Here is a 21856-nt window from a genome sequence, read left to right as displayed (position 1 = left end):
AGGGAGCCGATGCGCATCCTGGTGGTGGACGACGAAGAGGACCTGGTGGACCTGGTGGCCTACAACCTGGAGGCCGCAGGGTTCGAGACGGCCCAGGCCCTCACGGGGCACGAGGCCCTTCGGGCCGCGGCCGAGGTCCGGCCGGACCTGGTGGTGCTGGACGTCATGCTCCCCGACCTGCAGGGGTTCGAGGTCCTCCGGATCCTGCGCTCCCGCGACGCCACCCGGGAGGTGCCGGTGATCCTGCTCACGGCTCGGGGCGGCGAGCCCGACCGCCTGGCCGGGTTCGAACTGGGGGCCGACGACTACGTGGTCAAGCCGTTCAGCCCCCGGGAGCTGGTGGCCCGGGTCCGGGCCGTGCTGAAGCGGGCGGCGAACCCGGAGGCCGGGGCGCGGCCGATCCGGCACGGGGAGCTGGAGATCGACCCGGGCGCCCGCCGGGTGTGGCGCGGTGGGCAGGAGGTCGAGCTCGCGCCCCAGGAGTACCGGCTGCTGGAGTTCCTGGCCTCCCACCCGAACCGGGTGTACTCCCGGGAGGCCCTGCTCCAGCACGCCTGGGATCCGGACGTGGTGGTGGACCCCCGCACGGTGGACGTGCACGTGCGGCGCCTGCGGGCCCGGCTCGAGCCCGACCCGACCCGGCCCCGGTGGATCGAGACCGTGCGGGGCGCGGGGTACCGGTTCAACCCGAGGGGATGAGCGCCGTGCCCCGCTCCCTCGCCGGCCGCCTGTTCCTCCAGTCCGCGGTGGTGTTGGCCGTGTTCGTGGCGGCCGCCGGGCTCCTGGGCGACCGGTTCCTGGCCCGGTGGGAGACGGGGCGGGTGGCCCGGGATCTGGAGCGGGTGGCCTGGGCCGCGGCCGAGGGCCTCCGGACCGCGCCGGCCCAGTTCCTGGGGGCACGGGTTCGGGAGCTCTCGGACCGGACCGGCCTGCGGTTCACCGTGATCGCGGGGGACGGTCGCGTGCTGGCCGACAGCCACCGGGATCCCGCCACCATGGAGAACCACGCCGGCCGGCCCGAGGTGCGCGAGGCCCTGGCAGGGCGGACCGGGGTGGCCCGGCGTCGCAGCGCCTCGATCGGGGAGCCGCTCCTGTACGTGGCGGTGCCGGGGGTGCCGGTGGTGCGGGCGGCCCAGAGCCTGGCCTCGGTCGCGAACGTGCGGGCCGAGATGCGCCGGCGGGTTGCGCTGGCCGCGCTCGGAGGGGTGGCCGCGGCCCTGGTGCTGGCCTGGTGGTTCTCCCGGTCGCTGACCCGCCGGATCGGGGCCCTGACGCGGTTCGCGGCCCGGGCGGCCGAGGGGGACCTGGGCGCCGAGCTCGCGGTCCACGGCGCCGACGACCTGGCCGACCTGGAACGGGCGCTCCTGGCGCTGCGGGACGGCCTGCGCCAGGACCTGGCCGAGATTCGGCGGGAGCACGAGCGGCTCCAGGCCTTGCTGGAGCACCTGCCCGACGGGGTGCTGGTGCTGGGCGGGGACGGCCGGGTCCGTCTGGCCAACCCCGCCGCCCGACACATCCTCCGCCTCGGTGACGACCCCACCGCCCACACCGGCCCCGAGGTCCTTCGCCACCCGGACCTGCTCGAGGCCCTGGACCGGTGGAGCCGGCATCCCGAGGCCGCCGCAGAGCCGGTGGCCGTGGACTGGCCCGACCCTCCCTGCCGGCTGCTGGTGCGGTTCGTGCCGTTCCCGGACGAGGCCGGCCGTCCGGGCACCCTGGTGGTGCTGCGCGACGTGACCCGCCAGCACGAGCTGGAGCGGATGCGCACCGACTTCGTGGCCAACCTGGGCCACGAGCTGCGGACACCGCTTACCGCGATCCGGGGGGCGGCCGAGACCCTGCGTCACACCGCCCTGGGCGACCCGAAGGCGGCCCTGCGGTTCGTCGAGGCGATCCACCGCAACGCCCTCCGGCTGGAGGCGCTGCTGCGGGACGTGTCGGACCTGGCCCGGATCGAGGCCGGGGGCGCCCCGGTTCGCCTCGCCCCCCTCGACGCCCGGGAGCCGGTGCGGCAGGTCGTGGAGATGTTCCGGGCCGAGGCCGAGAAGGCCGGGGTGAACCTGGAGGCCCGGGTGCCGCCGGCCGAGGTCCCCGCGGACCTGGACACCGACAAGGTCGAGTCAATCCTGGTGAACCTGGTACAGAACGGGGTGCGCTACACCCCCCGGGGGGGGCGGGTGTGGGCCGAGGTGTCCGCCGACGCCGACACCGTGACCTTTGCGGTGGAGGACACCGGCATCGGCATCCCGGACCACGAGATCCCCCGGGTGACCGAGCGGTTCTACCGGGTGGACCCCGCCCGGTCCCGGGCCACGGGCGGCACCGGCCTGGGCCTCGCCATCGTCAAGCACCTCGCCGAGCTCCTGGGCGGGGGGCTGCGCATCGAGAGCCGGCCCGGCCACGGCACCCGGGTCACCGTGACGCTGCCTCGACATCCCCCTCCCTCCTGACCCGCCCTTCGGGGAGCCTCATCGCTCCCTGCCCCCCACGATCTGCATTGACGGCCCTTCCGGGACCGGGCATAATGTAGAACCTTGTTTTGTTTATGCCGTGTTTCTCTCTGCGGTTGCACGAAACGTCCCGGTTTTGCGGCTTCGGCGGGGGTAATCGCGTTCCAAAATCTCCGCGTTTCCCGGCCGAGGCCCCTGTCCACCCGGCAGCCTCGTCTGCCGGACCACCCGGAAAGGAGGAGCGTCATGAGAAACCGGTTTCGAGCCGCCTGGATTCCCGTCGCCCTGGTCCTCTGGTTCCCCGTCGCCGCGTGGGCCGGGGTCACGCTGACCTACAGCAACCTGTTCCCCCCGAGCCACGTCCACAGCAAGCTGGCCGAGGCCTGGTGCAAGGAGATCGAGAAGCGCACCAACGGCGAGGTCACGTTCCAGTACTTCCCGGGCCAGACCCTCACCAAAGGGAAGCAGGCCTACGACGGAGTGGTGAGCGGCATCTCGGACGTGGCCCTGTCGCTGTTCGGGTACACCCCGGGCCGGTTCCCGGTGATGGAGGCCGTGGACCTGCCGTTCGGGTACCCCAACGCCAAGGCGGCCACCGAGGCGATCAACGAGGTGTACCGGCAGCTTCGGCCCAAGGAGCTGGACGACGTGAAGGTGCTCTACCTCCACGCCCACGGCCCCGGGCTGCTCAACAGCCGGTCCAAGGCGGTGCGCAGCCTGGAGGACCTGCGTGGGCTCAAGTTCCGCGCCACCGGGTTCGCCGCGAAGATCGTGAAGGCCCTGGGAGGGACCCCGGTGGCCATGCCCATGCCCGAGACCTACCAGGCCCTGTCCAAGGGGGTGGTGGACGGCGGCCTGTTCCCCATGGAGGCCCTGCGGGGCTGGCGCCTGGGTGAGGTGGTGAAGTACACGACCCTCAACTACTCCATGGCCTACACCTCGGGCTTCTTCGTGGTGATGAACAAGGACAAGTGGAACGCCCTGTCCGACAAGGCCAAGAAGGTGATCGATCAGGTCAGCCAGGAGTGGATCGCCAAGACCGCCGCGGCCTGGGACCAGATCGACGAGGAGGGCAGGAAGTACTATCTGGAGAAGCAGGGCGGTCACCTGGTGGAGCTCTCGCCGAACGAGGCGGCCCGGTGGAAGAGGGCGGTGGAGCCGGTGATCGAGGAGTACGTGAAGGAGAAAGAGGCCCGGGGGCTGCCGGGCCGCAAGGCCGTGGAGATCGTGCGCACCGTGCTGAAGAAGTACCAGTGACCCCCCTTATCCGGCACTCATGCCAAGTTGCCCTCCATCAGGATACCCAGCCGGGGGCGGGGCAAGGGATCTGCCTCCGGCCGGGCGCGAAGCCAGGCACTGAGATTCGCCGCGCAGGGGCCGCGCCCGGCTCTCCGGCAGGACCCTTGCCCCACCGTTCGGGGGGCCGATAGCTTTGAACGCAACTGGGTATGAGTGCCGGGCGCCCGGCGGCGCCCGCCCGGCAGCCCCGAACCGGAGGCGATCCCCGTGGCACGAGACCTCGTCCAGAAGGTCACAGAGGCGGCCAACGCGCTGAGTGCGGCGTGCCTGGCCGGGATGATGCTGCTCACCTGCGCCGACGTGGTGGGCCGGGCGCTCGGCCGTCCCGTGCTGGGCGCGGTGGAGGTCACGGGGATGCTGGCCTCCATGGCCCTGGCGTTCTCCATGCCCTACGCCCACCGGGCCCGGGCCCACGTGGGGGTGGAGCTCGTGGTCATGCGGCTGGGGGAGCGGCCCCGGGCCGCGGTGGACCTGGTCACCGGTAGCGTGGGCACCGCCCTGTTCTTCGTGATCGGGGTGCAGATGTGGGAGTACGGCACCACCATGCGGCGGGCCGGTGAGGTCTCGATGACCCTGCGGATCCCCACCTACCCCGTGATCTACCTGATCGCCGTGGCCTTCTTCCTGTTCGCCCTCGTCTATGGGCTGGACGTGATCGCCTCCGTCCGAAAGGTGATCGGGCGATCGCAGGGAGACGCGCCATGAGCCCCATGGCCGTGGGGGTGGCGGGGATCCTCGTCCTGGTGGCGTGCTTCTTCACCGGAATGCCGGTGGCCTACGTGATGACCCTGATCGGCGTGGCCGGGTTCGGGTACATGGTGAACCCTGCCGCGGCCCTGAACCTGACCGCCCGCGACATCTGGGGGGTGTTCACGTCCGAGGGGCTCACCGTGATCCCCCTGTTCATCCTGATGGGGCAGATCGCCTACAACGCCGGCATCAGCCGCCGGCTCTACGACTGCGCCTACAAGGTGCTGGGGGGCGCCCGAGGCGGGCTGGCCGCGGCCACCGTGGCCGCCTGCACCGCCTTCGGCACGGTGTGCGGGTCGAGCCCGGCCACGGCCGCCACCATGGCCGTGGTGGGCCTGCCCGAGATGCGCCGATACGGCTACGACCCGGGCCTGGCCGCGGGCAGCGTGGCCGCCGGGGGCGGGCTGGGCATGCTCATGCCCCCGTCGGTGCTCCTGATCGTCTACGGCATCCTGACCGAGCAGTCCATCGGGGCCCTGTTCGTGGCCGGCGTGGTGCCGGCGCTGTACATGACCCTGTGGTTCCTCGGGGCCATCTGGGTCTACTGCCGACGCCATCCCGACCATGCCCCGGCCGGCGAGCGCCTGCCCTGGAGGGTGCGGCTCCTGTCCCTGCTGGAGCTGTGGGAGACCCTGCTCGTGTTCGTGCTGGTGATGAGCGGGCTGTTCCTGGGGTTCTTCACGCCCACCGAGGCCGGGGCGGTGGGGGCGTTCCTGATCCTCGTGCTGGCCCTGGTCCGGCGCCAGATCTCCTGGCCCGGCATCGTGAAGTCCCTGTACGAGACCGTTCGCACCTCGTGCATGGTGCTCCTGCTGATCGCCGGAGCCACGATCTTCGGCCACTTCCTGGCCGTGACCCGGTTGCCGTTCGAGCTGGCCTCGTGGGTGGGTGGTCTGCCCCTGCCGGGATGGCTGATCATGGCCGCGATCGTGGGCATCTACCTGGTGGCGGGGTGCTTCATCGACGCCATGGCGCTCGTGATGCTCACCATCCCCATCTTCGCCCCCATCGTCACCGACCTGGGCTACGACCTGATCTGGTTCGGGGTGATCATCGTGTTGGTCGGCCAGATGGGGGTGATCACCCCGCCCGTGGGCATCAACGTGTACGTGGTGAACGGCGTGGCCCGCGACATCCCCCTGCAGACGATCTTCCGGGGGGTGATGCCGTTCCTGATCGCCCTGGTCCTGGGCACCCTCTCCCTGATCGCCCTCCCCGGCATCATCACCTTCCTCCCCCGGCTGATGTACCAGTGATCGACCCATCTATCCGTCCGGCGTTTCGGGCGGCAGCAGGCAGAAGCTCCAGGGCCGCACGTGGCACCAGACCTTTCGGCCCGGCTCCATGGGGTACTCCCGGGCCGCCCGGATGTTGAGCCAGGCGTCCAGGGTAAGGCTCTCGACGCGAAGCCTCAGCAGGCGGGAGTGGCCGAGGTCGACCCATTCCAGGATCTCGGCCCGGAGCAGGTTTTTCTGCCGCTCGGGGGCCGGAGGCCGGTCGGGCGGGACGAGGATCACCTCCTCGGGCCGGATGCCCACCACCACGGGAGCCCCTTCGGGGAAGCGCGGGTCCGGCGCGGCCAGGAGCTCCCGGGCCAGCCCGTGGATGCGGAGCCGTTGGTAGCCGTCGTCACCCACCGGCCCGGCGGTGGCCGGAAACAGGTTCTGGAGCATGAGGAACCGGGCCACCCGCAGGTTGGCCGGCCGGTTGTAGAGCTCGGCCGGCCGGCCGGTCTGCTCGATCCGGCCGGCCATCAGGATGGCCATCCGGTCGGCCATCAGGAACGCCTCTTCCGGGTCGTGGGTCACCTGGACCACGGTCACCCCCAGCCGGCGCTGGAGGTGCCGGAACTCCACCTGCAGCCGCCGGCGCAGGGCGGCGTCCAGGGCGGAGAACGGCTCGTCCAGGAAGATCACCCGGGGCTCGGTGACCAGGGCCCGGGCCAGGGCCACCCTCTGTCGCTCCCCGCCCGACAGGGTGCGCACGTCCTCGCGCTCGATCACCCGGCCCAGGTCCAGCAGCTCGACCCAGTGCCGCAGCCGCTCCTCCACTCCGGAGACCCGCTGGCCCCGGGCGCGAAGGCCGAACAGGATGTTCTCGCGGACCGAGAGATGGGGGAACAGGGCGAGGTCTTGGGGCACGTAGGCAACGTTCCGGGCCTCGGGGGGCAGGTCGGTGGCGTCCCGGCCGTCCAGGAGCACCCGGCCGGCTTGGGGCCTGCGGATCCCCAGGAGGGCCTCCAAAAGGAGGGTCTTCCCGGCTCCGGACGGGCCGAGGACGAAGAAGCTCTCCCCCGGAGCCACGGCCAGGTCGATGCTCCGGAGCACGAAGCCCCCGAACCGTACGGTGAGCCCCTCGGCCCGGATCACCTCCATCCTCCCAGGGCCCGCAGTCCCACCAGCACGCCCAGGCTCAGGATCGACAGGAGCAGGATCAGCCCCACGGCGCCGGTGATGTCGGCCTCGGCCAGACGCAGGTAGATGGCCACGGGCACGGTCTCGGTTTTCCCGGGCACGGCGCCGGCCAGGGTCACGGTGGCCCCGAACTCGCCCACCGACCGGGCCCAGGCCAGGATGAAGGCGGCCAAGACGCCCTTTCGGGCCAGGGGCAGGGTCACCCGCCGGAACGCACCCCAGGCCGTGCACCCCAGGAACCGGGCCACGTGCTCGTAGCGCTCGTCCACACCCTGGAAGCTGGCCTTGAGCACCCGCACCGCCAGGGCCGTGGCCACGGTGGTCTGGGCCAGCACGATCCCGGGCACCTCGAACACGAACCGCACCAGGTGGGTCTCGACCCACTGGCCCAGGCCGCCTCGGAAGAACAGCAGGAGGGAGACCCCCAGGGCCACGGGCGACAGGACCACGGGCAGGTCCAGCAGCAGATCGAGCACGGCCGACCCGGGAAACGGCCGGCGGGCCAGGAGGTAGGCGGTGGGCACGGCCACGGCCAGGGCGATGAGCGCCGAGAGGGTGGCCGTGCCGAGGCTCAGGGTCACGGCCTGCCGGATCCCGGGCCTGCCGAGGGCGGCCAGGGGGGCCCCCAGCCCCGCGTAGCCGGCCTGGGACCAGAGGATGGAGGCCACGGCCCCCGAGGCCAGGGCCAGGGCGGCCCCGGTGAGAAACCAGAAAACCCGGTCGGTCACCCTCACCTCCACCGCGCGGGCAGGGGGAACTCCCCTCCCACCGGGGTGTCGGCACGGGCGAACCGCCGGGCCTCGTCCAGCGAGGTCAGGTACCCGTGGCGCCGGAAGATCTCCCGGCCTTCGGGTCCGGTGAGGAACTCCAGGAACGCCAGGGCCGCCCCTCGGTTTCCGGTGAACACCGAGACCGCGGCAGGGATGTAGCCGATGCGGGGAACCTCGTCGGGGGGGTACAGGATCGTCTCGATCCGCTCGGGGTTCCAGTCGTCGAACACGTCCCAGCCGAGCACCGCATCCACGAGCCCCAAGGCGAGCATCTGGGCCGTCTTGGTGCAGGACTCGGCGTAGTTGACGATGTGAGGACGGATCCGGTCCGCCAGCCCCTGCCGCTCCATGACCTCCACGGCGTACAGGCCAACGCACACCGCGTCGGGCCGGGCGATGCCCACCCGGATGCCGGGCCGGGCCAGGTCCGCGAGCGACCGGATCCCCTTGGGGTTGCCCCGGGCCACGTTGATGGCGGGCAGCAGGTACACCACCCGCACCTCGGTGGACGGGTCCACCAGCCCCTTGCGTTTGGCCTTCTCCATGAAGTCCGACGAGCCGGGGAGGTACACGTCGCCCCGCCGGGCCAGATCCATCTGGGCGAGCACCGTGCCCGAGCCCCCGAAGTGGATCCGCACCGCGGTGCCGGTACGCTGCTCGAACCGCCGGGCCACCTCTTCGGCGGCCGGTTTCGAGGCCGAGCCGGCGAACACCTCGATCTCCGAGGCGCCCGCAGGGGCTGCCAGGGCAAGGATCCAGAGCAGGAGTAGAATGCTACTTCGCACCATGCCGGTACCGGAGCACCCTCGCCTTCTCCAGGGTGACCATGCCCTCCTCCACCACCTCGTCGAGCCAGGGCAGGAGCCGCTGGAGGTTCTCCTCGGTGTCCACCAGCTCCACCACGATGGGCAGGTCCTCGCTCAGGCGCAGGACCTTGGTCGTGTGGAGCCGGCTGTGGGCCCCGAACCCCATGACGCCCCGAAGGACCGTGGCGCCCGCCAAGCCCAGCTCCCGGGCCTTCAGCACGATGGCCTCGTACAGGGGGCGGCCGTGGTGCTTGTCGGCTTCGCCGATGAAGATGCGCAGCAGCATGCCGTCTTCGGGAAGGGTCATGCGGTGTCCTCCCGTCACGTCAGGGAAAGGCCGAGCCACACCAGCAGGAACCCCAGCAGGTTCGACCCCAGCACGTATCCCGCGGCCAGGCCGAGCTCCCCGTCCCGCAGCAGGTGCAGGGTCTCCAGCCCGAACGAGCTGAAGGTGGTGAACGAACCCAGGAGCCCCACGAAGAAGAAGGTCCGGAACGCCGGCGGCCACAGCGACCGCTCGGCGAGCCCCCACGCGGCCCCGATCACGAAGCATCCGATCAGGTTCACGCACAGGGTGCCCCAAGGGAACACGCCGGATGCGGCGCGGGAGACCCAGCCGGCCACCAGGTACCGGCCCGAAGCGCCGAAAACGGCCCCCAGGGCCACGTAGACGAGACTGGGCATGGGAACCTCCTCAGGAGGGGCCGGAAAACGTCCGTTGTGATTAACCCGGCGGATAAACAGGCGTTATCGTTCCCTGCTCGGGGGGGCAAGGGACCTGCCGGAGACCCGGGCGCGGCTCCTTAGCTCGCCGCGCAGCGCCTCCGACGCTCGGATCGCGAAATGGTTTGGATTCCACCGAGTTGTCATGAAACCAGCTCTTCGGTCTCGTGCCTGCGCGGCGAATCTCATGACCGGCTTCGCGCCCGGCCGGAGGCAGGTCCCTTGCCCCGCCCTCCGAGGGGCCGCACCCGGCGCTCCACCAGGCCCCCACCCCGTACTCCCCAAGGGGAAGGGGGCACGCGCCTGGCAATACTTCCGTTGGGATCGGTATTGGTTGCCTGGCCGGACCCCGGCCGCCTCCGATCCGCGGTCTCCCGGCGCACCGAGCCTGCATTCTGCTACAATCGACACCCCCGGGAAAACCCTTGCACGGGACCCGGGGGCCACCCCGAGAGAAAAAGGAGGATCCCATGGCCGAGGCATCGCAGGCCCCCCTGTTGCGGCTGGTGCGCATGTACGTGAAGGACCTGTCGTTCGAGAACCCGGGCGCCCCCCAGGTGTTCCGGGAAAAGGTCTCGCCCCAGGCGGACCTGAATCTTCAACTGCGGAACCGGAAGATCGATGGGGATCACTGGGAGGTGGCGATCGAGCTCCACGCCACGGTGCGCTCGGGGGACAAGGTGGTGTTCATCGTTGAGGTGGAGCACGCGGGGCTGTTCCTGGTGAGGAACGTGCCCGAGAAGCACATGGGAACCGTGCTGGCGGTGGACTGCCCCACCCAGCTGTTCCCGTTCACCCGCCAGATCGTGAGCCAGGTGGTGGTGGACGGGGGGTTCCCGCCGTTCCTGCTGGACCCGGTGAACTTTCTGGCCCTCTACCGGAGCTCCCAGAAGCCCGAGAAGGAGCCGGAGCACTGACCCCCCTCCGCCGGGTTGGCGAGAGCCACTTGTCCTGAGGGCCAGGAGACCGAAGACCGAAGACCGTGGACCGAAGTTACTGGGAAGCGGCGAACGGGTTCGCGAAGCGCACACCGCCGAGTTCGCGGCCGTGCTGGAAGTCCTCGGTGTAGAGCACGGCCACGCCGGCCCGGCGTGCGGTGGCCCACAGGAGGGCGTCCCAGAACGAGAGGGTGTGTCGGACCACCGCGTCCAGGGCCCGGGAGAGGTCGGCGGGCTCGCTCGGGATCACGGGAAACAGGATCTGCCAGTCCCGCACCTGGGCCGCGGCGTCCTCCACGGGCATCTTCCCCTTGCGGGTCACGGCCGCGAAGAACTCGCACAGCACCTGTAGCGGGAGCACACAGTCCCACTCCACCGCCCGGTCCACCAGTTCGGCGGCGAGTTCGTGCCTCTCCCCGGCATCCCGGTCGACCGCGTAGATCAAGAGGTTGGTGTCGAGGCTAACCCGCTCCGCGTTCATGGAGGTCCGTCCGGTCGATTCGCACTCCGCCGAGGGGGTATCCTCTCCGCATCCGGGCCCTCGTACGGAGGCGGGCCTCCATCTGCTCGGGGGAGAGCGAGTGCGTTTGGGGTTCGGCCACGAGCCGTGCCACCGGTTGGCCCCTGCGGGTGATCACGACCACGTTCCCCTGTTCCGCGGCTCTCACGTAGCGTGAGAAACGCTGATTTGCCTCCCTCAGGCTCACGCGGATCTCCATCTGTCTCCTCCGCCGGAAAATGCCCCCAGAATGTAGAACATCCTACTACAAAGGGCAAGGGCCGGGGGCGAGTGCCGGAGCACAGAAGCAAGAGACTAGAAGCTAGGGAAAGCGCTGGCTCATTGGCAGGCCCCATCGAGCTTTGGCGCGGTTCCAGGGCCCCCTGGCAGCCTAGCCGCCCAGGGGCCCCAGATCGATGACCGAAGTTGCTGGGGGAAGAAGGGCAAAAAAAGAGGGGCCCGAGGGCCCCCGAGGGAGGAGTTGCCATCCGCGCTGTGTTTTCAACAGCTGTTTCTTTTCTAGCATGGTCGTCGGGCGGATGCAACCCCAAAACAACGTTTTTTGTGCCGACCCTCAAAATTTTTGGGGTCATCCGGTTTTCTCAGCTCGTGCGGAGGTTTTTGGGCGGCACGGCAAACCTCGTTCGGAAGGTCCTGGGTGGGCGCGGCTTCTCGCTCGCATACGGCGTTCGTCTTTGGGCTGGTTCGCGGCGGGGCAAGCCGGCGGAAGGGGGGGCGAAATCCGTTCACATCCCGAGTCGTTCCGAGCACTCCCGATGGTACCGGTCCAACCAGCCGCGGTGGGTGGAGGGCAGTTCGTCGAGATCGGTGAGGCGGGGATCGAACGGAATCCAGGTGAGAGGAGAGAAGGCCAGGGCCTTGCGGCCATCGATGGTCCGATCGGTCTCCACGACCCGGTAGAGGTTCTCCAGTCGAACCCCCCCGAACCCGGGCCGGTAGTGCCCCGGCTCGATGGAGGTGATCATGCCGGCCCGCAGGGGAACGGCCGAGGCGGGCCGGCGGCTGGCCGGGGCCAGGGCGAAGGGGCCCTCGTGCACCGACAGGAACGCGCCCACGCCGTGGCCGGTGCCGTGGCCGTAGTCGAGCCCGGCCTCCCAGAGCACCGCCCGGCACACCGCATCCACCGCGGCCCCGGGGGTGCCTTCGGGGAACTCCAGGCGTGCCGCCGCGATGTGGGCCCGGAGCACCCGGGTGTAGACGCGGCGCTGCTCGGCCGAGGGCTCGCCCACGGCCACGGTGCGGGTGGCGTCGGTGGTGCCCCCGTCCAGGTGGATCCCCGAGTCCACCAGGAACAGGTCGCCGGGCCGCAGGGGGGTGTCGTCCGCGCCCGAGTAATGGACGATGGCCCCGTGCTCGCCCGTGGCCGCAATGGTGGGGAACGCAAGTCCCCGGAACCCCGGCAGTTCCGCATAAAGCGCCTCGAGGTGGCTCCGGAACTCGGCCTCGGTCACGGTCCGGTCGGAGGCGAGCTCCCTGCGGAGCCACTCCAGGGCCCGGGCCTTGGCCCGGCTGGCCAGCACGCCCGCCCGCTCCATGGCCCGAAGCTCGGCCCCGGTCTTGAGCGCCTTGGCCTCGGCCACGGGTGAGGTCACGCGGACCGGCTCCACGCCGGTCGCCTCCAGGGCCCGGGTTACGCCCCGGGTGACCCGGGCCGGGTCCACGGCCACCCGGCCGGAGAGGGAGCGAAGGGCCTCCGGAAACGTCTCGTAGGGTCGGGCCCGGAAGTCCGGAAGGCGGTCGAGCTCGGGGGGCACGCGGTCCTGGGGAGCCCGGACGAACAGGTCCACCCCCTCCGGGCCGAGCACCAGGAACGACTCGAACACCGGGGTGTGGGGAACCTCGTCAAAGCACCGGAGTCCCGTGAGCCAGGCCGTCTCGTCCAGACTCACGGTGACATAGAACGGGCTCCGCTTCTTTTCCAGGAGCTCCCTCACCCGGGCCAGCCTCCCGGCCAGGTCCTCGCCGCTCCACTCCTTCGGGCAGGCGAACAGGGGGCCCAGGGGCGGCCCGGACCGGTCGGTCCACACGAGGTCCACCAGGTTCGGCTCGGTCGGGACCGCCTCTCCCCCCGCCTCCCTCACCCGGCCCTCCCAGTCCCGGGCCGCGGCGTCCGGGGCGCACCACGGGTCGAACCCCAGGCGCAGCCGGGAGCCGTGGCGGTCGGCCAGGTCCTGGACCGCCTCTGACAGGGTGCGCCCTCCGGGCGCGCCCACCCGCTCCAGGCCGATCCCGGAGCCGGCCAGCTCGGCCTCGGCCTGGAGGTGGTAGCGGCTGTCGGTGAACAGCCAGGTCTCCCCCGGGTCGAGCCCCACCAGCAGGTCCCCGGCCGAGCCGGTGAACCCGCTCAGCCACTCCCGCCGGCGTCGCCACGGGGGGGGCGTCTCCGACAGGTGCTCGTCCGCCGAGGGCACCACGTAGTGGGTGATCCCCCGCTCGGCCATGAGCCGGCGCAGGGCCTGGAGGCGGGACCGGACCTCGTCACCCACCGGCGCCCCCGTCGCCGCCCGTCCCAGCCGGCACTTCCACGGGCCGGGTCTGGAGCCGCTTGTAGTAGAAGTTCTGTCCGTAGAGCACGGCCACGGGGTTGTGCCCGGTGACCCGGTCCTTCACCACCAGGGTGGTCACCGGGGCCTCGGAGTGCTTGGTGAACAGGATGTCGTGGCCCACGCACAGTCCCACGATCAGGTTGAGGTGGGTCCCCACCCGGTTCAGGAGGCGGGCCTGGGCCACCGGGTTGCAGGCCGGCTCGAATGTGCCCGGCCGCACCTTGTTCTCCTCGGCCAGCCCCAGTTCGAGCTTGTCGATGCTCCCCGACTTGCAGCACACGCTGGCCACCTCGAACCCCTGGGCCTCCAGGATCCGGGTCAGCCGGTTCGTCTCGTCCAGAAGCCCGATGCAGGTGGCGATGCCGATCTTCGCGTAGCCCATGAGCTTGGCGAACGCGACCGTGTCCTCCACCCGGGTCCACCGGGCGTTGACCGCGTCGCTGCCCGGCTCGGGCTGGTAGCACAACCCCTCCACCACCGCGGCCACCCGGGCCATGCGGGCGTCCTCGCCGTCGCCGCGATATAGGGCGAACGCCTCGTCGATCACCTCGGGCGCCACCGCCGAGGGGCAGTTCCCTGGCCGGGGCGGGCCGTTCTCGGGATCGCCGCTCCAGCAGTGGGTGGACCCCTGCTTGGTCCACACGGCGCTACACCGGCTGCAGGTGAACGTGTCTCGACGTTCGGACATGGGAAGCCTCCACAGGGCGGTCTGGGGCAAGGTCGGCCTTGGTCTTTGGCGCGGGGGAAGAATACCAGGGCCGGCCGACGTGTTTCCACGCCTTGCGCAAGGGCTCTCGCGTGGCAGACTGGTCGAGTCACGGTTTGCGCCAAGCTCCGCGACGAAGAGAGGAGGAGCTTCCATGCCCGAGTTCGCAGCCCCCTTCTCCGGCCTTGCCAACGATCGCAAGCTCACCCGCGAGGAGCTCGTGCGAGCCGTCCGGTTCATGGTGGCCGCCGAGTACGAGGCGATCCAGCTCTACATGCAGCTGGCCGAGAGCACCGACGATCCCCTCGCCCAGGCGGTGCTCCGGGACATCGCCGACGAGGAGCGGGTCCACGCCGGCGAGTTCCTGCGCCTGCTCCACCACCTGGCCCCGGACGAGCAGAAGTTCTACAAGGAGGGGGCCGAGGAGGTGGAGGAGATGGCCGAGAAACTGGCCACGGCGCAGTGAGGGGCTACCTCACCTCTCCCCCGGGACCGGCCTGCCCCGGGCGTCGGTCAGGGCTTCCAGGAGCTCCGGGTGGAGCTTGGGGTTGGCGGCCACCACGTCGCGGTCGTAGGGGGTGAACGGCCCCCCGTCGTATCCGGTGACCACCCCGCCCGCCTCCTCCACCAGCAGGCACCCGGCCGCCAGGTCCCAGGGCTTCAGTCCCGGCTCCCAGAACCCGTCGAGCCGGCCGCAGGCCGTGTAGGCCAGGTCCAGGGCGGCCGATCCGGTCCGCCGCACGCCCTGGGTGATCTGGGTCAGGTGGCAGAACTCCCGGTAGTTCCTCGGGTTCTCCCCCCGGTCGTAAGGAAACCCGGTGGCCAGAAGGGCCTCGGAGAGGCGGGCCGTCTCCGATACCCGGATCGGCTCGCCGTTCCGTTGGGCCCCCCTGCCTTGCCGGGCCGTGAACCACTCGCCGCGGAGCGGGTCGTACACCACCCCCGCTCGGACCCGCCCGCCCTCCTCCCAGGCGATCGACACGCAGCAGGCCGGGAACCCGTGGGCGTAGTTGGTGGTGCCGTCCAGGGGGTCCACGATCCACCGGCCGGCGTCGCCGGTGCCGGTGAGCCCCTCCTCCTCGCCCAGCACGGGGGTGCCGGGGGCCAGGCGGCCCAGGACCTGCCGGATCGCCTCCTCGCACTCCAGGTCCACCTCGGTCACCAGGTCCACGGCGCCCTTGTGGCGCACGCCGAACCCGGTTTCGAACCGGTCCCGCAGGATCCGGCCCGCGGCCCGGGCGGCCTCGACCGCGATCTCCAGCAGATCGTCCCGGCTCATGCCCCGCATCCCGCCCCCTCCCCGAACAGGACCCGCCGCTCCTCCGGGGGCAGGGCCGCCCGGGCCTGGTCGCGGAACTGGTTCACCCCCGCGAAGAACTCCCGCATCATGGCCACGAGAAGGTAGCGTCCCTTGGGGGCGAGGGTCAGCGCCTCGGCGTCGTCCCGCTCGAACGCCCCCACCGCCCGGAAGAACGCCATCTCCAGCGCGAGGCCGCGCTCCACGCCCTTCCCGAACCGCTCCCGGAACGCCTTCTTGTCGAGCCTGAGGCCGAACAGGTCCATCATGAACCGGTAGCGCATCTGCTCCTTCAACGGGTAGCGCCGGGCCGCGGCCGCGGAGAGCCGGCCCGAGGCGATCCGCTCGTCGTACTCGCGCAGGCTGAACGTGTTCACGTAGATGGTTCCGTCCAGGTAGCTGAACGCCCCGCTGCCCACGCCCACGTACTCCTCGTAGTCCACGATGTACTCGTCGATCATCTGGCCGGCCCGGCGGGAGAAGGTCCAGGCCGTGGCCGGCTCGAACGCTCCGCCCAGGGCCTGGCACAGGGCCTCGTAGTACCGGTGCTCCCGGGTGTAGCTGACCGGGCCCACGGTCTCGCGCAGCTTCCGGCGCACGGCCGGCGAGCTCATCAGGGGGTAGAACGTGGTCTGGTTCGCGCCCGACTCGGTGAGCATCTCCACGTCGCGCAGGAGGGACTCCCGGGTCTGGCTCGGGAAGTTGAAGATCATGTCCACGTTCAGGGAGTGGAACCGGCCGGCGGTGGCCTGGAGCCGCTCCAGGATCTCCCGGCCGCTCCCGTACTTGTCGTACCGGTCCATCTGCTCGAGCAGCCGGTCGTCGAAGCTCTGCACCCCCACCGAGAACCGCTGGACCCGCTCGGTGAGGGGGTCCACCACCCGGGGGATGAGGTGGTTCGGGTTGGTCTCGCACGACACCTCCCGCACCGGGAACAGCTCCCGGGCCAGGTCGAGGGTGTCCACCAGCTCGTCGATGAGGATCGTGGGCGTGCCGCCGCCCACGTACACCGAGGTGCACCGGTATCCCAGGTCCGCCACCCGGCGCATCTCGTCCCGGAGGCTCCGGAAGTAGGACCGGGCCGGGTCGTCCCGGAACGGGTAGCGGTTGAACGAGCAGTACGGGCACAGCCGCTCGCAGAACGGCACGTGGATGTACAGCAGGCACGGCCGGTCGTCCCGCGCCGGCGGCAGGGTGACGTCCGGGGCCACCCGCACCCGGAGCACCCGGCGGTTGATCTGCCGGAGCGCGAAGGTCAGAACTCGTTCACTCAGCAAAAGAGCCTCTCCTCTTGCCAGTAGCCTCGGTCTTCGGTCTACGGTCAACCGTCGTCGGTCGGGGCGGCTCCCGAGCCGCCGCCAACCCCTTCCGGGGCATGGGGTCTGTTGGAGAGCCGAGTGCGGCTCCTCAGATCGCCGCGCAGGGCCTCCAACGCTCGTACCGCGAAACCGTTCATCCCCGGCCGCACGGTCATGAAACCATTGTTGCGGCCCCGTGCCTGCGCGGCGAATCTCATGCCCGGCTTCGCGCGCGGCCGGAAACAGACCCCATGCTCTGCCGCCAAATCTGCGGGGCTGGGTCGGTGCAGGTTACGGTTTCGAAACCAGGCCGCCTCGCGGCCTACCAGAGCAGACCTCTGCACCCTGGCCCTTGAAACGCAGGTCCCTTGCCCCGCCTCCCGAGGAAATTCGCCTATTTTGTCGGCTGGGTAATAGGAGGCTAGAACCTCTCACCCCTGGGCCTCCAGCAGGGCCGCTCCCCAGGTCAGGCCTCCGCCGAACGCGGTCAGCAGCACCCGTTGGCCGGGTCGGATCCGGCCGTCCCGCCGGGCCTCGTCCAGGGCGATGGGGATCGTGGCGCTCGAGATGTTGCCGTACTTCTCGATGGTGAACACCATCTTCTCCAGGGGAAGCTTGAGAACCTGGGCCACGGCCTCCTGGATGCGGCGGTTGGCCTGGTGGGGGATCACCCAGTCCACGTCCTCCACCCCCAGCCCCTCGGCCTCGAGCACCTCCCTGGCGATCCCGGCCATGCACCGCACCGCCACCCGGAAGGTCTTCTTCCCTTCGAGCTTGAGGGTGTGGAGGTTCCGGTCCACGCTCTCGTGGGAGATCGGGGTGGTTCGGGAGCCCCCGCCCGGCAGGAGAAGGTCCTCGCCGTAAGCTCCCTGGGTCCGGATCTCCACCCGCCGCAGGTGCAGCCCCGGGCCGTCCCGCCGGATCAGGGCCGCCGCGCCGCCGTCGCCCCACAGGATGCACGAGGCCCGATCGGTGTAGTCCACGGTTCGGGTCATGACCTCGGCCGAGCACAGGAGCACGTTGCGGATCCGGGGGTCGGCGGCCAGGAACGACTGCACGGTCTTCAGCCCGAACAAGAAACCCGAGCACGCCGCGGCCAGGTCGAACGCCACGGCCCGGTCTGCGCCCAGCTTGTTCTGGAGCCAGCAGGCGGCCGAGGGGCACATGGTGTCCGGGGTGATCGTGGTGACCACGATCAGGTCCAGGTCGTCCGGGGCCGTGCCGTCCTCGTCCAGGGCCCGGCGGGCAGCCCGGAGGCAGAGGTCCGAGGTGGCCTCGTCGGGGGCGGCCATCCGCCGCTCCCGGATGCCGGTGCGGGTGAAGATCCACTCGTCCGAGGTGTCGACCATCTTCTCCAGGTCGCGGTTGTGGAGCACCCGCTCGGGAAGGTATGAGCCCGTGGCCGCGATGACCATGGCGTCCCTCCTTTCGGATCCCAGATCCCGCCCGGCCCCGCATCCGGGCCGGACCGGGCGAAACGAAGTCACCCATTGTAGGGGTGCGGGGGGCGTTTTGCCAGCACCGGCAGCCGGTTGGGCCCTGGAGCGGGTCCTGGTACAATGCCCACACCGGGGTAACCGGATCCGCCGCCCTGCCGTACAGTTGCGGGCGGGGCCGCCAGAGGAAAGGACCTCTCCCATGCTGCCAGCCGACAAGGCCCGGGCCGTCCGGGACCGGATCCGAGAGAACTTCGACCGGGGCGCCGACGGGTACCATCGGTTCGAGGAGGAGACGGCCCATTTCCAGGAGCTGACCTCCGCCCTCCTGGCCATGGCCCCCGAAGGGGTGGTGACCGGCGGCCGCATCCTGGACGTGGGCTGCGGGACCGGGGCGTCCACCCGGGTGCTGGCGGCGGCCGCGGGCCCGGGGGGCCGGGTGGTGGGGGTGGACATCAGCCTGGGCATGCTGCGCCGGGCCCGGCAGGCCGTGGCCGGCGCCCGGTTCGCGCTGGCCGACGCCTGTCGCCTGGAGGCGTTCCGGGGGCCGTTCGACGCGGTGGTGTACAACGCCGTGCTGTTCATGCTGCCGGACGCCGGGGCCTCCGTCCGCGGGGCCCGGCAGCTGTTGCGCCGCGGGGGGGTGCTCCTGGCCTCGTACCTGGAGGGGGTGTACGAGGCCGAGTCCCGCACCCCCGTGGCGGATCTGCTGGCGGCCGAGGGCCATTCGCCGGGCCGGCATGCGGTCTCGACCTGGGACCGGGTCCTGGACTGCTTGGAACGGGAGTTCGGCCCCGTGGCGATGAGACGAATGGAAGTATCCTTGCCTCCGGACCGTTTCGTGGGGTTCTACGGGCTCGAGCCGATGAGCGCGGGGCTGCTGCCCCGTCTCCCCTACCCGGAGCGGAGGAGGGCCGTGGAGCGGCTGGCCCGCCGGTGGGCGCAGGAGGGGCGGGCGGCCGCCCAGGTGTGGCACCTGGTGGCTGCCACGGCCCCCTGATCCCTGCGCCCGGCAGGCGGTGGTTTCACCCTTTGGACGAGGAAGGCGGCGATGAAGACGATGCGGTGGACGTGGGCGGTGTTGGCGTGTTGGTGCCTGATGGTCGGTGCGGCCCGGGCCGAGCTTCGCCCGGCCGACTACCAAGCGGTCAGCCAGTCGGAGCTGGTGAGCAACCGCGACGCGTACAAGGGCAAGAAGGTGCAGGTGACCGGGGTGTTCCTGTTCACGGGCAGCGACTTCTGCTACCAGATCCGGAAAACCAAGATCAACACCCGGGACTACTTCTGCTTCGCCCTGGGCAGCCCCAGCCTGGTGCGGCTCTACCTCAAGAAGGACCATCCCCAGGCGGACCAGCTGCTGAACCTCCGGAAGGGGACCAAGGTCACGGCGTACGGCGTGTTCGACTACCTAGGGGCCGACTACCACTACATGGTGGTGGACGGCTTCGATGTGGTAACGACCCCATGAGTCGAGGGTTCACCCACTTCGACGAGTCCGGGGCGGCGCGCATGGTGGACGTGGGCGCCAAGAACCCCACCGAGCGGCGGGCCGTGGCCGCGGCGAGCGTGTGGGTGGGGGCCGAGACGTTCCGCCGGATCGTGGACCGCAGCCTGGAGAAGGGCGACGTGCTCGGGGTGGCCCGCATCGCCGGCATCATGGCGGCCAAGCGCACCCCAGACCTGATCCCCCTGTGCCACCCCCTGGCCATCACGTCGGTGAAGGTGGAGTTCGACCTCGTGGAGGACGACCACCGGGTGGACATCCGGGCCGAGGTCAAGGTCACCGGCCGCACGGGCGTGGAGATGGAGGCCCTCACCGCGGCCTCGGTCGCGGCCTTGGCGATCTACGACATGTGCAAGGCCGTGGACAAGGGCATGGTGATCGGCGACGTCAAGCTCCTGCGGAAGGAGGGGGGGAAGAGCGGCACCTGGGCCCGGGAGGAGCCCGACGTCAGAACCGGCCCGACACGCTGAGCACGTGCAGCCACTCCCCCGGGCGCTGCCGGGCCTTCTGCACGGCGTAGCCCGCCTCCAGGGCCCCCCGGGCCCACCCCACCCCCAACGAGGCGTAGTCCTTGCCGGTGTCCCCCCTCCACATCTGTCCGAACCAAAAGGTCCAGGGCGACCCGGGACGCGTGGTCTCGGCTCCCAGGTGGAGGTCGAGCCCCCGGCTCACGTCCCGGTCGAACCCCCGCACCAGGTCCATCTCCAGGTTCCATCCCCGCACACCGGTCCAGGCCACCCCGGCCCCCACCTTCGGTTCCAGGAAGTCCAGGGAGGTGTCCATCAGGTTCTCGGCCACGATGCCGATCCGCACCCCCTGGGGCCGGACGAACAGCACCCCGGCGTCGCCGGTGACCACGTTCTCCCATTCGCTCTGGCCCCGGTCCCGGCCGCGCACGTACCGCAGGGTGCCGCCCCACCACTGGCCGGGCCGGCCGCCGGCGATCCCCAGGCTCAGGTCCTCGCGCTCCTCCTCGCCCTGGAGGCGCAGGTACTGGATGGCGCCCCCGAAGGGAGATGTGGCGTTGTCGAGCACCGTCAGCCGCTGGGCGTCGAACGCCCCGCGGCGCCGGGTCAGATACGCCGCACCGCCGAAGAATCCTCGTTTCACTCCGATGGCTGCGGGGTTCATCGACGCCGCCTCCACCGGGTCGGCCAGGGCCCGCAGGGCACCGCCCATGGCGACGGCCCGGGCGCTCAGGGCGCTGGCCGAGGGAGATGCGGCCCACGTCACGGCCGGCAGGATCAGGACGCAGACGGCGGCAAGGGCGTTTCGGATCATGGGGGTTCTCCCTGGCTACCGGGGTTGCTATAATCCCGGGCTTTCCACACGGGGATGTTATCACACGCGGGCCCCGAAGCGACATGTCACAGACGGCCCGCCCAGCCCGAAGCCACGGGGACGCCCACGATGGACGCCGAGAAACTGGAGTTCTTCCGAAATCTCTTGCAGGACCGGCTCGATGCCCTCCTCGGGGAGGCCCGGGCCACCATGAACGAACTGATCGAGGGGGAGGAGCCGTTCGCGGACCCGGCGGATCGGGCCACGGCCGAGTCGGATCGGGCGTTCCAGCTGCGCATCCGGGACCGGGAGCGCAAGCTGATCGCCAAGATCCAGGAGGCCCTCCACCGAATCGAGGAGGGCACCTACGGGATCTGCGAGACCTGCGGCGACGAGATCGACGAGCGCCGGCTTCGGGCCCGTCCGGTGACCACCCAGTGCATCGACTGCAAGAGCGAGGCCGAGCAGCGCGAGAAGGCAGGGATGTGAAACGCCGGATCGTCCCGTGGGTGCTGGTGGCCCTCGGGCCGCTGTTGACGGGGTATCTGGTCCCGCCGGGAAAGGTGCTGGCCCGGTGGGCCCGAGAGGCCCCGGTGCCCTGGGACTCCCCGCCCTTGGAGATCTCCGTCCGTTGGGACGGGACCCCCCTGCGCTTGCTCCTGCACTCCGACGGGTCGTTGCGCCCGGCTTCCCCCGAAAGCCCTGATCCCGGCATCCCCCCTTCGGCGGGCCTGGCCCTGCTGCTGTTCTCCGGAGGGGACGTGGCGTCCTGGCGTTCCGTCCTGGAAGGGCAGGGGGTGGACCTGGTCCGCTCCGGGTACGCCCGATGCCCGGGGTCCGAGGACGAGGTGTGTCATACCCTGGGGGCCCGGGGGGAGGGCGAGCCCGAGCTGCCCCAGGTCTGGTTCTCCCGCCGCCCCCTCCGGCCCTGGCGGGTGGCTCTCGGGCCCGAAGACCGAGTCGTGGTCGGCCCCCCCGGGCCGGCCGGCTGGCCCCAATGGCTCGAGGCCCCCGACGGACGGCGCCTCGAGATCCTGGCCCGTCCCGAGCCGGCCGGGCTCGGACCGGCGCCCCCTCCCTCCCCCACGCTCCCCGACGACTGGCGCAAGGCCTTCTGA

The 21856-nt window shown here is 70.9% G+C and carries 25 protein-coding genes; 12 read left to right on the top strand and 13 right to left on the bottom strand.

Annotated elements, in window-relative coordinates; genetic code table 11:
• The first annotated feature begins 9 nt into the window (after positions 1-9).
• From DEFCA_RS0111075 to DEFCA_RS0111055, 5 genes are all read left to right on the top strand, one after another.
• On the top strand, positions 10-699 hold the full coding sequence (locus tag DEFCA_RS0111075; protein ID WP_025323085.1) for a winged helix-turn-helix domain-containing protein: 690 nt from the start codon (positions 10-12) through the stop codon (positions 697-699).
• Positions 696-2450 carry an ATP-binding protein gene (locus DEFCA_RS0111070; protein ID WP_025323084.1) on the top strand — a complete coding sequence of 585 codons (1755 nt, stop codon included), beginning with the start codon at positions 696-698 and terminating at the stop codon, positions 2448-2450. Before DEFCA_RS0111075 ends, DEFCA_RS0111070 begins: the two co-directional genes overlap by 4 nt.
• A 246-nt stretch (positions 2451-2696) precedes the next feature.
• Complete coding sequence (locus DEFCA_RS0111065) at positions 2697-3707, top strand: TRAP transporter substrate-binding protein (protein ID WP_025323083.1); 1011 nt, start codon at positions 2697-2699, stop codon at positions 3705-3707.
• Between the two features lie 249 nt (positions 3708-3956).
• A complete protein-coding gene (locus DEFCA_RS0111060; RefSeq protein ID WP_025323082.1) occupies positions 3957-4454 on the top strand; it encodes a TRAP transporter small permease in 498 nt (165 codons plus the stop codon).
• Positions 4451-5755, top strand: coding sequence for a TRAP transporter large permease (locus DEFCA_RS0111055; RefSeq protein ID WP_025323081.1), 1305 nt, complete (start codon positions 4451-4453; stop codon positions 5753-5755). The genes DEFCA_RS0111060 and DEFCA_RS0111055 overlap by 4 nt, the downstream gene beginning before the upstream one ends.
• A 9-nt stretch (positions 5756-5764) precedes the next feature.
• Here DEFCA_RS0111055 and DEFCA_RS0111050 read toward each other — a convergent pair whose 3' ends face one another.
• From DEFCA_RS0111050 to crcB, 5 genes are read right to left on the bottom strand one after another with little or no spacing between them, the layout of a single operon-like run.
• Positions 5765-6868, bottom strand: coding sequence for an ABC transporter ATP-binding protein (locus DEFCA_RS0111050; RefSeq protein ID WP_169709551.1), 1104 nt, complete (start codon positions 6866-6868; stop codon positions 5765-5767).
• Complete coding sequence (locus DEFCA_RS0111045) at positions 6865-7641, bottom strand: ABC transporter permease (RefSeq protein ID WP_051463236.1); 777 nt, start codon at positions 7639-7641, stop codon at positions 6865-6867. Before DEFCA_RS0111045 ends, DEFCA_RS0111050 begins: the two co-directional genes overlap by 4 nt.
• Before the next feature lie 2 nt (positions 7642-7643).
• Positions 7644-8471 carry a molybdate ABC transporter substrate-binding protein gene (gene modA, locus DEFCA_RS0111040; RefSeq protein ID WP_025323078.1) on the bottom strand — a complete coding sequence of 276 codons (828 nt, stop codon included), beginning with the start codon at positions 8469-8471 and terminating at the stop codon, positions 7644-7646.
• Positions 8458-8796 (bottom strand): DUF190 domain-containing protein, encoded by a 339-nt coding sequence (locus DEFCA_RS0111035; protein WP_025323077.1) that lies wholly within the window; start codon positions 8794-8796, stop codon positions 8458-8460. The genes modA and DEFCA_RS0111035 overlap by 14 nt, the downstream gene beginning before the upstream one ends.
• 14 nt (positions 8797-8810) lie before the next feature.
• A complete protein-coding gene (gene crcB / locus DEFCA_RS0111030; protein ID WP_025323076.1) occupies positions 8811-9173 on the bottom strand; it encodes a fluoride efflux transporter CrcB in 363 nt (120 codons plus the stop codon).
• A gap of 509 nt (positions 9174-9682) precedes the next feature.
• Here crcB and secB point away from each other — a divergent pair.
• On the top strand, positions 9683-10129 hold the full coding sequence (secB, locus tag DEFCA_RS0111025) for a protein-export chaperone SecB (RefSeq protein WP_025323075.1): 447 nt from the start codon (positions 9683-9685) through the stop codon (positions 10127-10129).
• A 76-nt stretch (positions 10130-10205) separates the two neighbouring features.
• Here the strand turns inward: secB and DEFCA_RS0111020 are convergent, their stop codons facing one another.
• From DEFCA_RS0111020 to DEFCA_RS0111005, 4 genes are all read right to left on the bottom strand, one after another.
• Complete coding sequence (locus DEFCA_RS0111020) at positions 10206-10631, bottom strand: PIN domain-containing protein (protein WP_025323074.1); 426 nt, start codon at positions 10629-10631, stop codon at positions 10206-10208.
• A complete protein-coding gene (locus tag DEFCA_RS24525) occupies positions 10612-10869 on the bottom strand; it encodes a type II toxin-antitoxin system prevent-host-death family antitoxin (protein WP_025323073.1) in 258 nt (85 codons plus the stop codon). Before DEFCA_RS24525 ends, DEFCA_RS0111020 begins: the two co-directional genes overlap by 20 nt.
• Before the next feature lie 526 nt (positions 10870-11395).
• Positions 11396-13156 (bottom strand): M24 family metallopeptidase, encoded by a 1761-nt coding sequence (locus DEFCA_RS0111010; protein ID WP_025323072.1) that lies wholly within the window; start codon positions 13154-13156, stop codon positions 11396-11398.
• Positions 13149-13904 (bottom strand): DUF1847 domain-containing protein, encoded by a 756-nt coding sequence (locus DEFCA_RS0111005; RefSeq protein WP_025323071.1) that lies wholly within the window; start codon positions 13902-13904, stop codon positions 13149-13151. The genes DEFCA_RS0111010 and DEFCA_RS0111005 overlap by 8 nt, the downstream gene beginning before the upstream one ends.
• Positions 13905-14076: 172 nt before the next feature.
• On the opposite strand from DEFCA_RS0111005, the gene DEFCA_RS0111000 reads away from it, so the two are divergent.
• The gene (locus tag DEFCA_RS0111000) at positions 14077-14388 is read left to right on the top strand and encodes a ferritin family protein (RefSeq protein WP_025323070.1); all 312 of its coding nucleotides are present in this window, start codon (positions 14077-14079) and stop codon (positions 14386-14388) included.
• 9 nt (positions 14389-14397) lie between these two features.
• On the opposite strand, the gene DEFCA_RS0110995 is transcribed toward DEFCA_RS0111000, so the two are convergent.
• The 3 genes from DEFCA_RS0110995 to DEFCA_RS0110985 all read right to left on the bottom strand — a co-directional run bounded on the left by DEFCA_RS0110995 (position 14398) and on the right by DEFCA_RS0110985 (position 17932).
• Positions 14398-15201, bottom strand: a complete 804-nt coding sequence (locus DEFCA_RS0110995) for an inositol monophosphatase family protein (RefSeq protein WP_025323069.1) — start codon at positions 15199-15201, stop codon at positions 14398-14400.
• Positions 15198-16496, bottom strand: coding sequence for a coproporphyrinogen III oxidase family protein (locus DEFCA_RS0110990; RefSeq protein WP_025323068.1), 1299 nt, complete (start codon positions 16494-16496; stop codon positions 15198-15200). The genes DEFCA_RS0110995 and DEFCA_RS0110990 overlap by 4 nt, the downstream gene beginning before the upstream one ends.
• 452 nt (positions 16497-16948) lie before the next feature.
• Positions 16949-17932: a beta-ketoacyl-ACP synthase III gene (locus DEFCA_RS0110985; protein ID WP_025323067.1), complete on the bottom strand. Its 984-nt coding sequence runs from the start codon at positions 17930-17932 to the stop codon at positions 16949-16951.
• Between the two features lie 223 nt (positions 17933-18155).
• On the opposite strand from DEFCA_RS0110985, the gene DEFCA_RS20705 reads away from it, so the two are divergent.
• Genes DEFCA_RS20705 through moaC form a run of 3 tightly spaced genes read left to right on the top strand, consistent with a single transcriptional unit; the run spans position 18156 to position 19927 of the window.
• Positions 18156-18953: a class I SAM-dependent methyltransferase gene (locus DEFCA_RS20705; protein ID WP_025323066.1), complete on the top strand. Its 798-nt coding sequence runs from the start codon at positions 18156-18158 to the stop codon at positions 18951-18953.
• Positions 18954-19004: 51 nt separating this feature from the next.
• On the top strand, positions 19005-19421 hold the full coding sequence (locus DEFCA_RS0110975) for a hypothetical protein (RefSeq protein ID WP_025323065.1): 417 nt from the start codon (positions 19005-19007) through the stop codon (positions 19419-19421).
• Complete coding sequence (gene moaC / locus DEFCA_RS0110970; protein ID WP_025323064.1) at positions 19418-19927, top strand: cyclic pyranopterin monophosphate synthase MoaC; 510 nt, start codon at positions 19418-19420, stop codon at positions 19925-19927. The genes DEFCA_RS0110975 and moaC overlap by 4 nt, the downstream gene beginning before the upstream one ends.
• Here the strand turns inward: moaC and DEFCA_RS0110965 are convergent.
• A complete protein-coding gene (locus DEFCA_RS0110965) occupies positions 19905-20738 on the bottom strand; it encodes a hypothetical protein (RefSeq protein WP_025323063.1) in 834 nt (277 codons plus the stop codon). The genes moaC and DEFCA_RS0110965 overlap by 23 nt on opposite strands.
• A gap of 129 nt (positions 20739-20867) precedes the next feature.
• On the opposite strand from DEFCA_RS0110965, the gene dksA reads away from it, so the two are divergent.
• Together dksA and DEFCA_RS0110955 are read left to right on the top strand one after the other, a co-directional pair.
• On the top strand, positions 20868-21227 hold the full coding sequence (gene dksA / locus DEFCA_RS0110960) for an RNA polymerase-binding protein DksA (RefSeq protein ID WP_025323062.1): 360 nt from the start codon (positions 20868-20870) through the stop codon (positions 21225-21227).
• Positions 21224-21856: a hypothetical protein gene (locus DEFCA_RS0110955; RefSeq protein WP_025323061.1), complete on the top strand. Its 633-nt coding sequence runs from the start codon at positions 21224-21226 to the stop codon at positions 21854-21856. The genes dksA and DEFCA_RS0110955 overlap by 4 nt, the downstream gene beginning before the upstream one ends.

It is taken from the genome of Deferrisoma camini S3R1 (assembly GCF_000526155.1).
Lineage (GTDB): Bacteria > Desulfobacterota > Deferrisomatia > Deferrisomatales > Deferrisomataceae > Deferrisoma > Deferrisoma camini.
The sequence above is the reverse complement of the archived record's forward strand: the minus strand, read 5'-3'. Positions and strand labels throughout refer to the sequence as shown.

Bases quoted from the DNA above. Each gene is read 5' to 3' on its own strand.
- crcB (WP_025323076.1), bottom strand. From the start codon at position 9,173: ATGCCCAGTCTCGTCTACGTGGCCCTGGGGGCCGTTTTCGGCGCTTCG.
- DEFCA_RS0110985 (WP_025323067.1), bottom strand. From the start codon at position 17,932: ATGGTCATCGCGGCCACGGGCTCATACCTTCCCGAGCGGGTGCTCCAC.
- DEFCA_RS0111020 (WP_025323074.1), bottom strand. From the start codon at position 10,631: ATGAACGCGGAGCGGGTTAGCCTCGACACCAACCTCTTGATCTACGCG.
- moaC (WP_025323064.1), top strand. From the start codon at position 19,418: ATGAGTCGAGGGTTCACCCACTTCGACGAGTCCGGGGCGGCGCGCATG.
- dksA (WP_025323062.1), top strand. From the start codon at position 20,868: ATGGACGCCGAGAAACTGGAGTTCTTCCGAAATCTCTTGCAGGACCGG.
- DEFCA_RS0110965 (WP_025323063.1), bottom strand. From the start codon at position 20,738: ATGATCCGAAACGCCCTTGCCGCCGTCTGCGTCCTGATCCTGCCGGCC.
- DEFCA_RS0110995 (WP_025323069.1), bottom strand. From the start codon at position 15,201: ATGAGCCGGGACGATCTGCTGGAGATCGCGGTCGAGGCCGCCCGGGCC.
- DEFCA_RS0111035 (WP_025323077.1), bottom strand. From the start codon at position 8,796: ATGACCCTTCCCGAAGACGGCATGCTGCTGCGCATCTTCATCGGCGAA.
- DEFCA_RS0110975 (WP_025323065.1), top strand. From the start codon at position 19,005: ATGAAGACGATGCGGTGGACGTGGGCGGTGTTGGCGTGTTGGTGCCTG.
- DEFCA_RS0111065 (WP_025323083.1), top strand. From the start codon at position 2,697: ATGAGAAACCGGTTTCGAGCCGCCTGGATTCCCGTCGCCCTGGTCCTC.
- DEFCA_RS0111000 (WP_025323070.1), top strand. From the start codon at position 14,077: ATGCCCGAGTTCGCAGCCCCCTTCTCCGGCCTTGCCAACGATCGCAAG.
- DEFCA_RS20705 (WP_025323066.1), top strand. From the start codon at position 18,156: ATGCTGCCAGCCGACAAGGCCCGGGCCGTCCGGGACCGGATCCGAGAG.
- modA (WP_025323078.1), bottom strand. From the start codon at position 8,471: ATGGTGCGAAGTAGCATTCTACTCCTGCTCTGGATCCTTGCCCTGGCA.
- DEFCA_RS0111055 (WP_025323081.1), top strand. From the start codon at position 4,451: ATGAGCCCCATGGCCGTGGGGGTGGCGGGGATCCTCGTCCTGGTGGCG.
- DEFCA_RS0111070 (WP_025323084.1), top strand. From the start codon at position 696: ATGAGCGCCGTGCCCCGCTCCCTCGCCGGCCGCCTGTTCCTCCAGTCC.
- DEFCA_RS24525 (WP_025323073.1), bottom strand. From the start codon at position 10,869: ATGGAGATCCGCGTGAGCCTGAGGGAGGCAAATCAGCGTTTCTCACGC.
- secB (WP_025323075.1), top strand. From the start codon at position 9,683: ATGGCCGAGGCATCGCAGGCCCCCCTGTTGCGGCTGGTGCGCATGTAC.
- DEFCA_RS0111075 (WP_025323085.1), top strand. From the start codon at position 10: ATGCGCATCCTGGTGGTGGACGACGAAGAGGACCTGGTGGACCTGGTG.
- DEFCA_RS0111005 (WP_025323071.1), bottom strand. From the start codon at position 13,904: ATGTCCGAACGTCGAGACACGTTCACCTGCAGCCGGTGTAGCGCCGTG.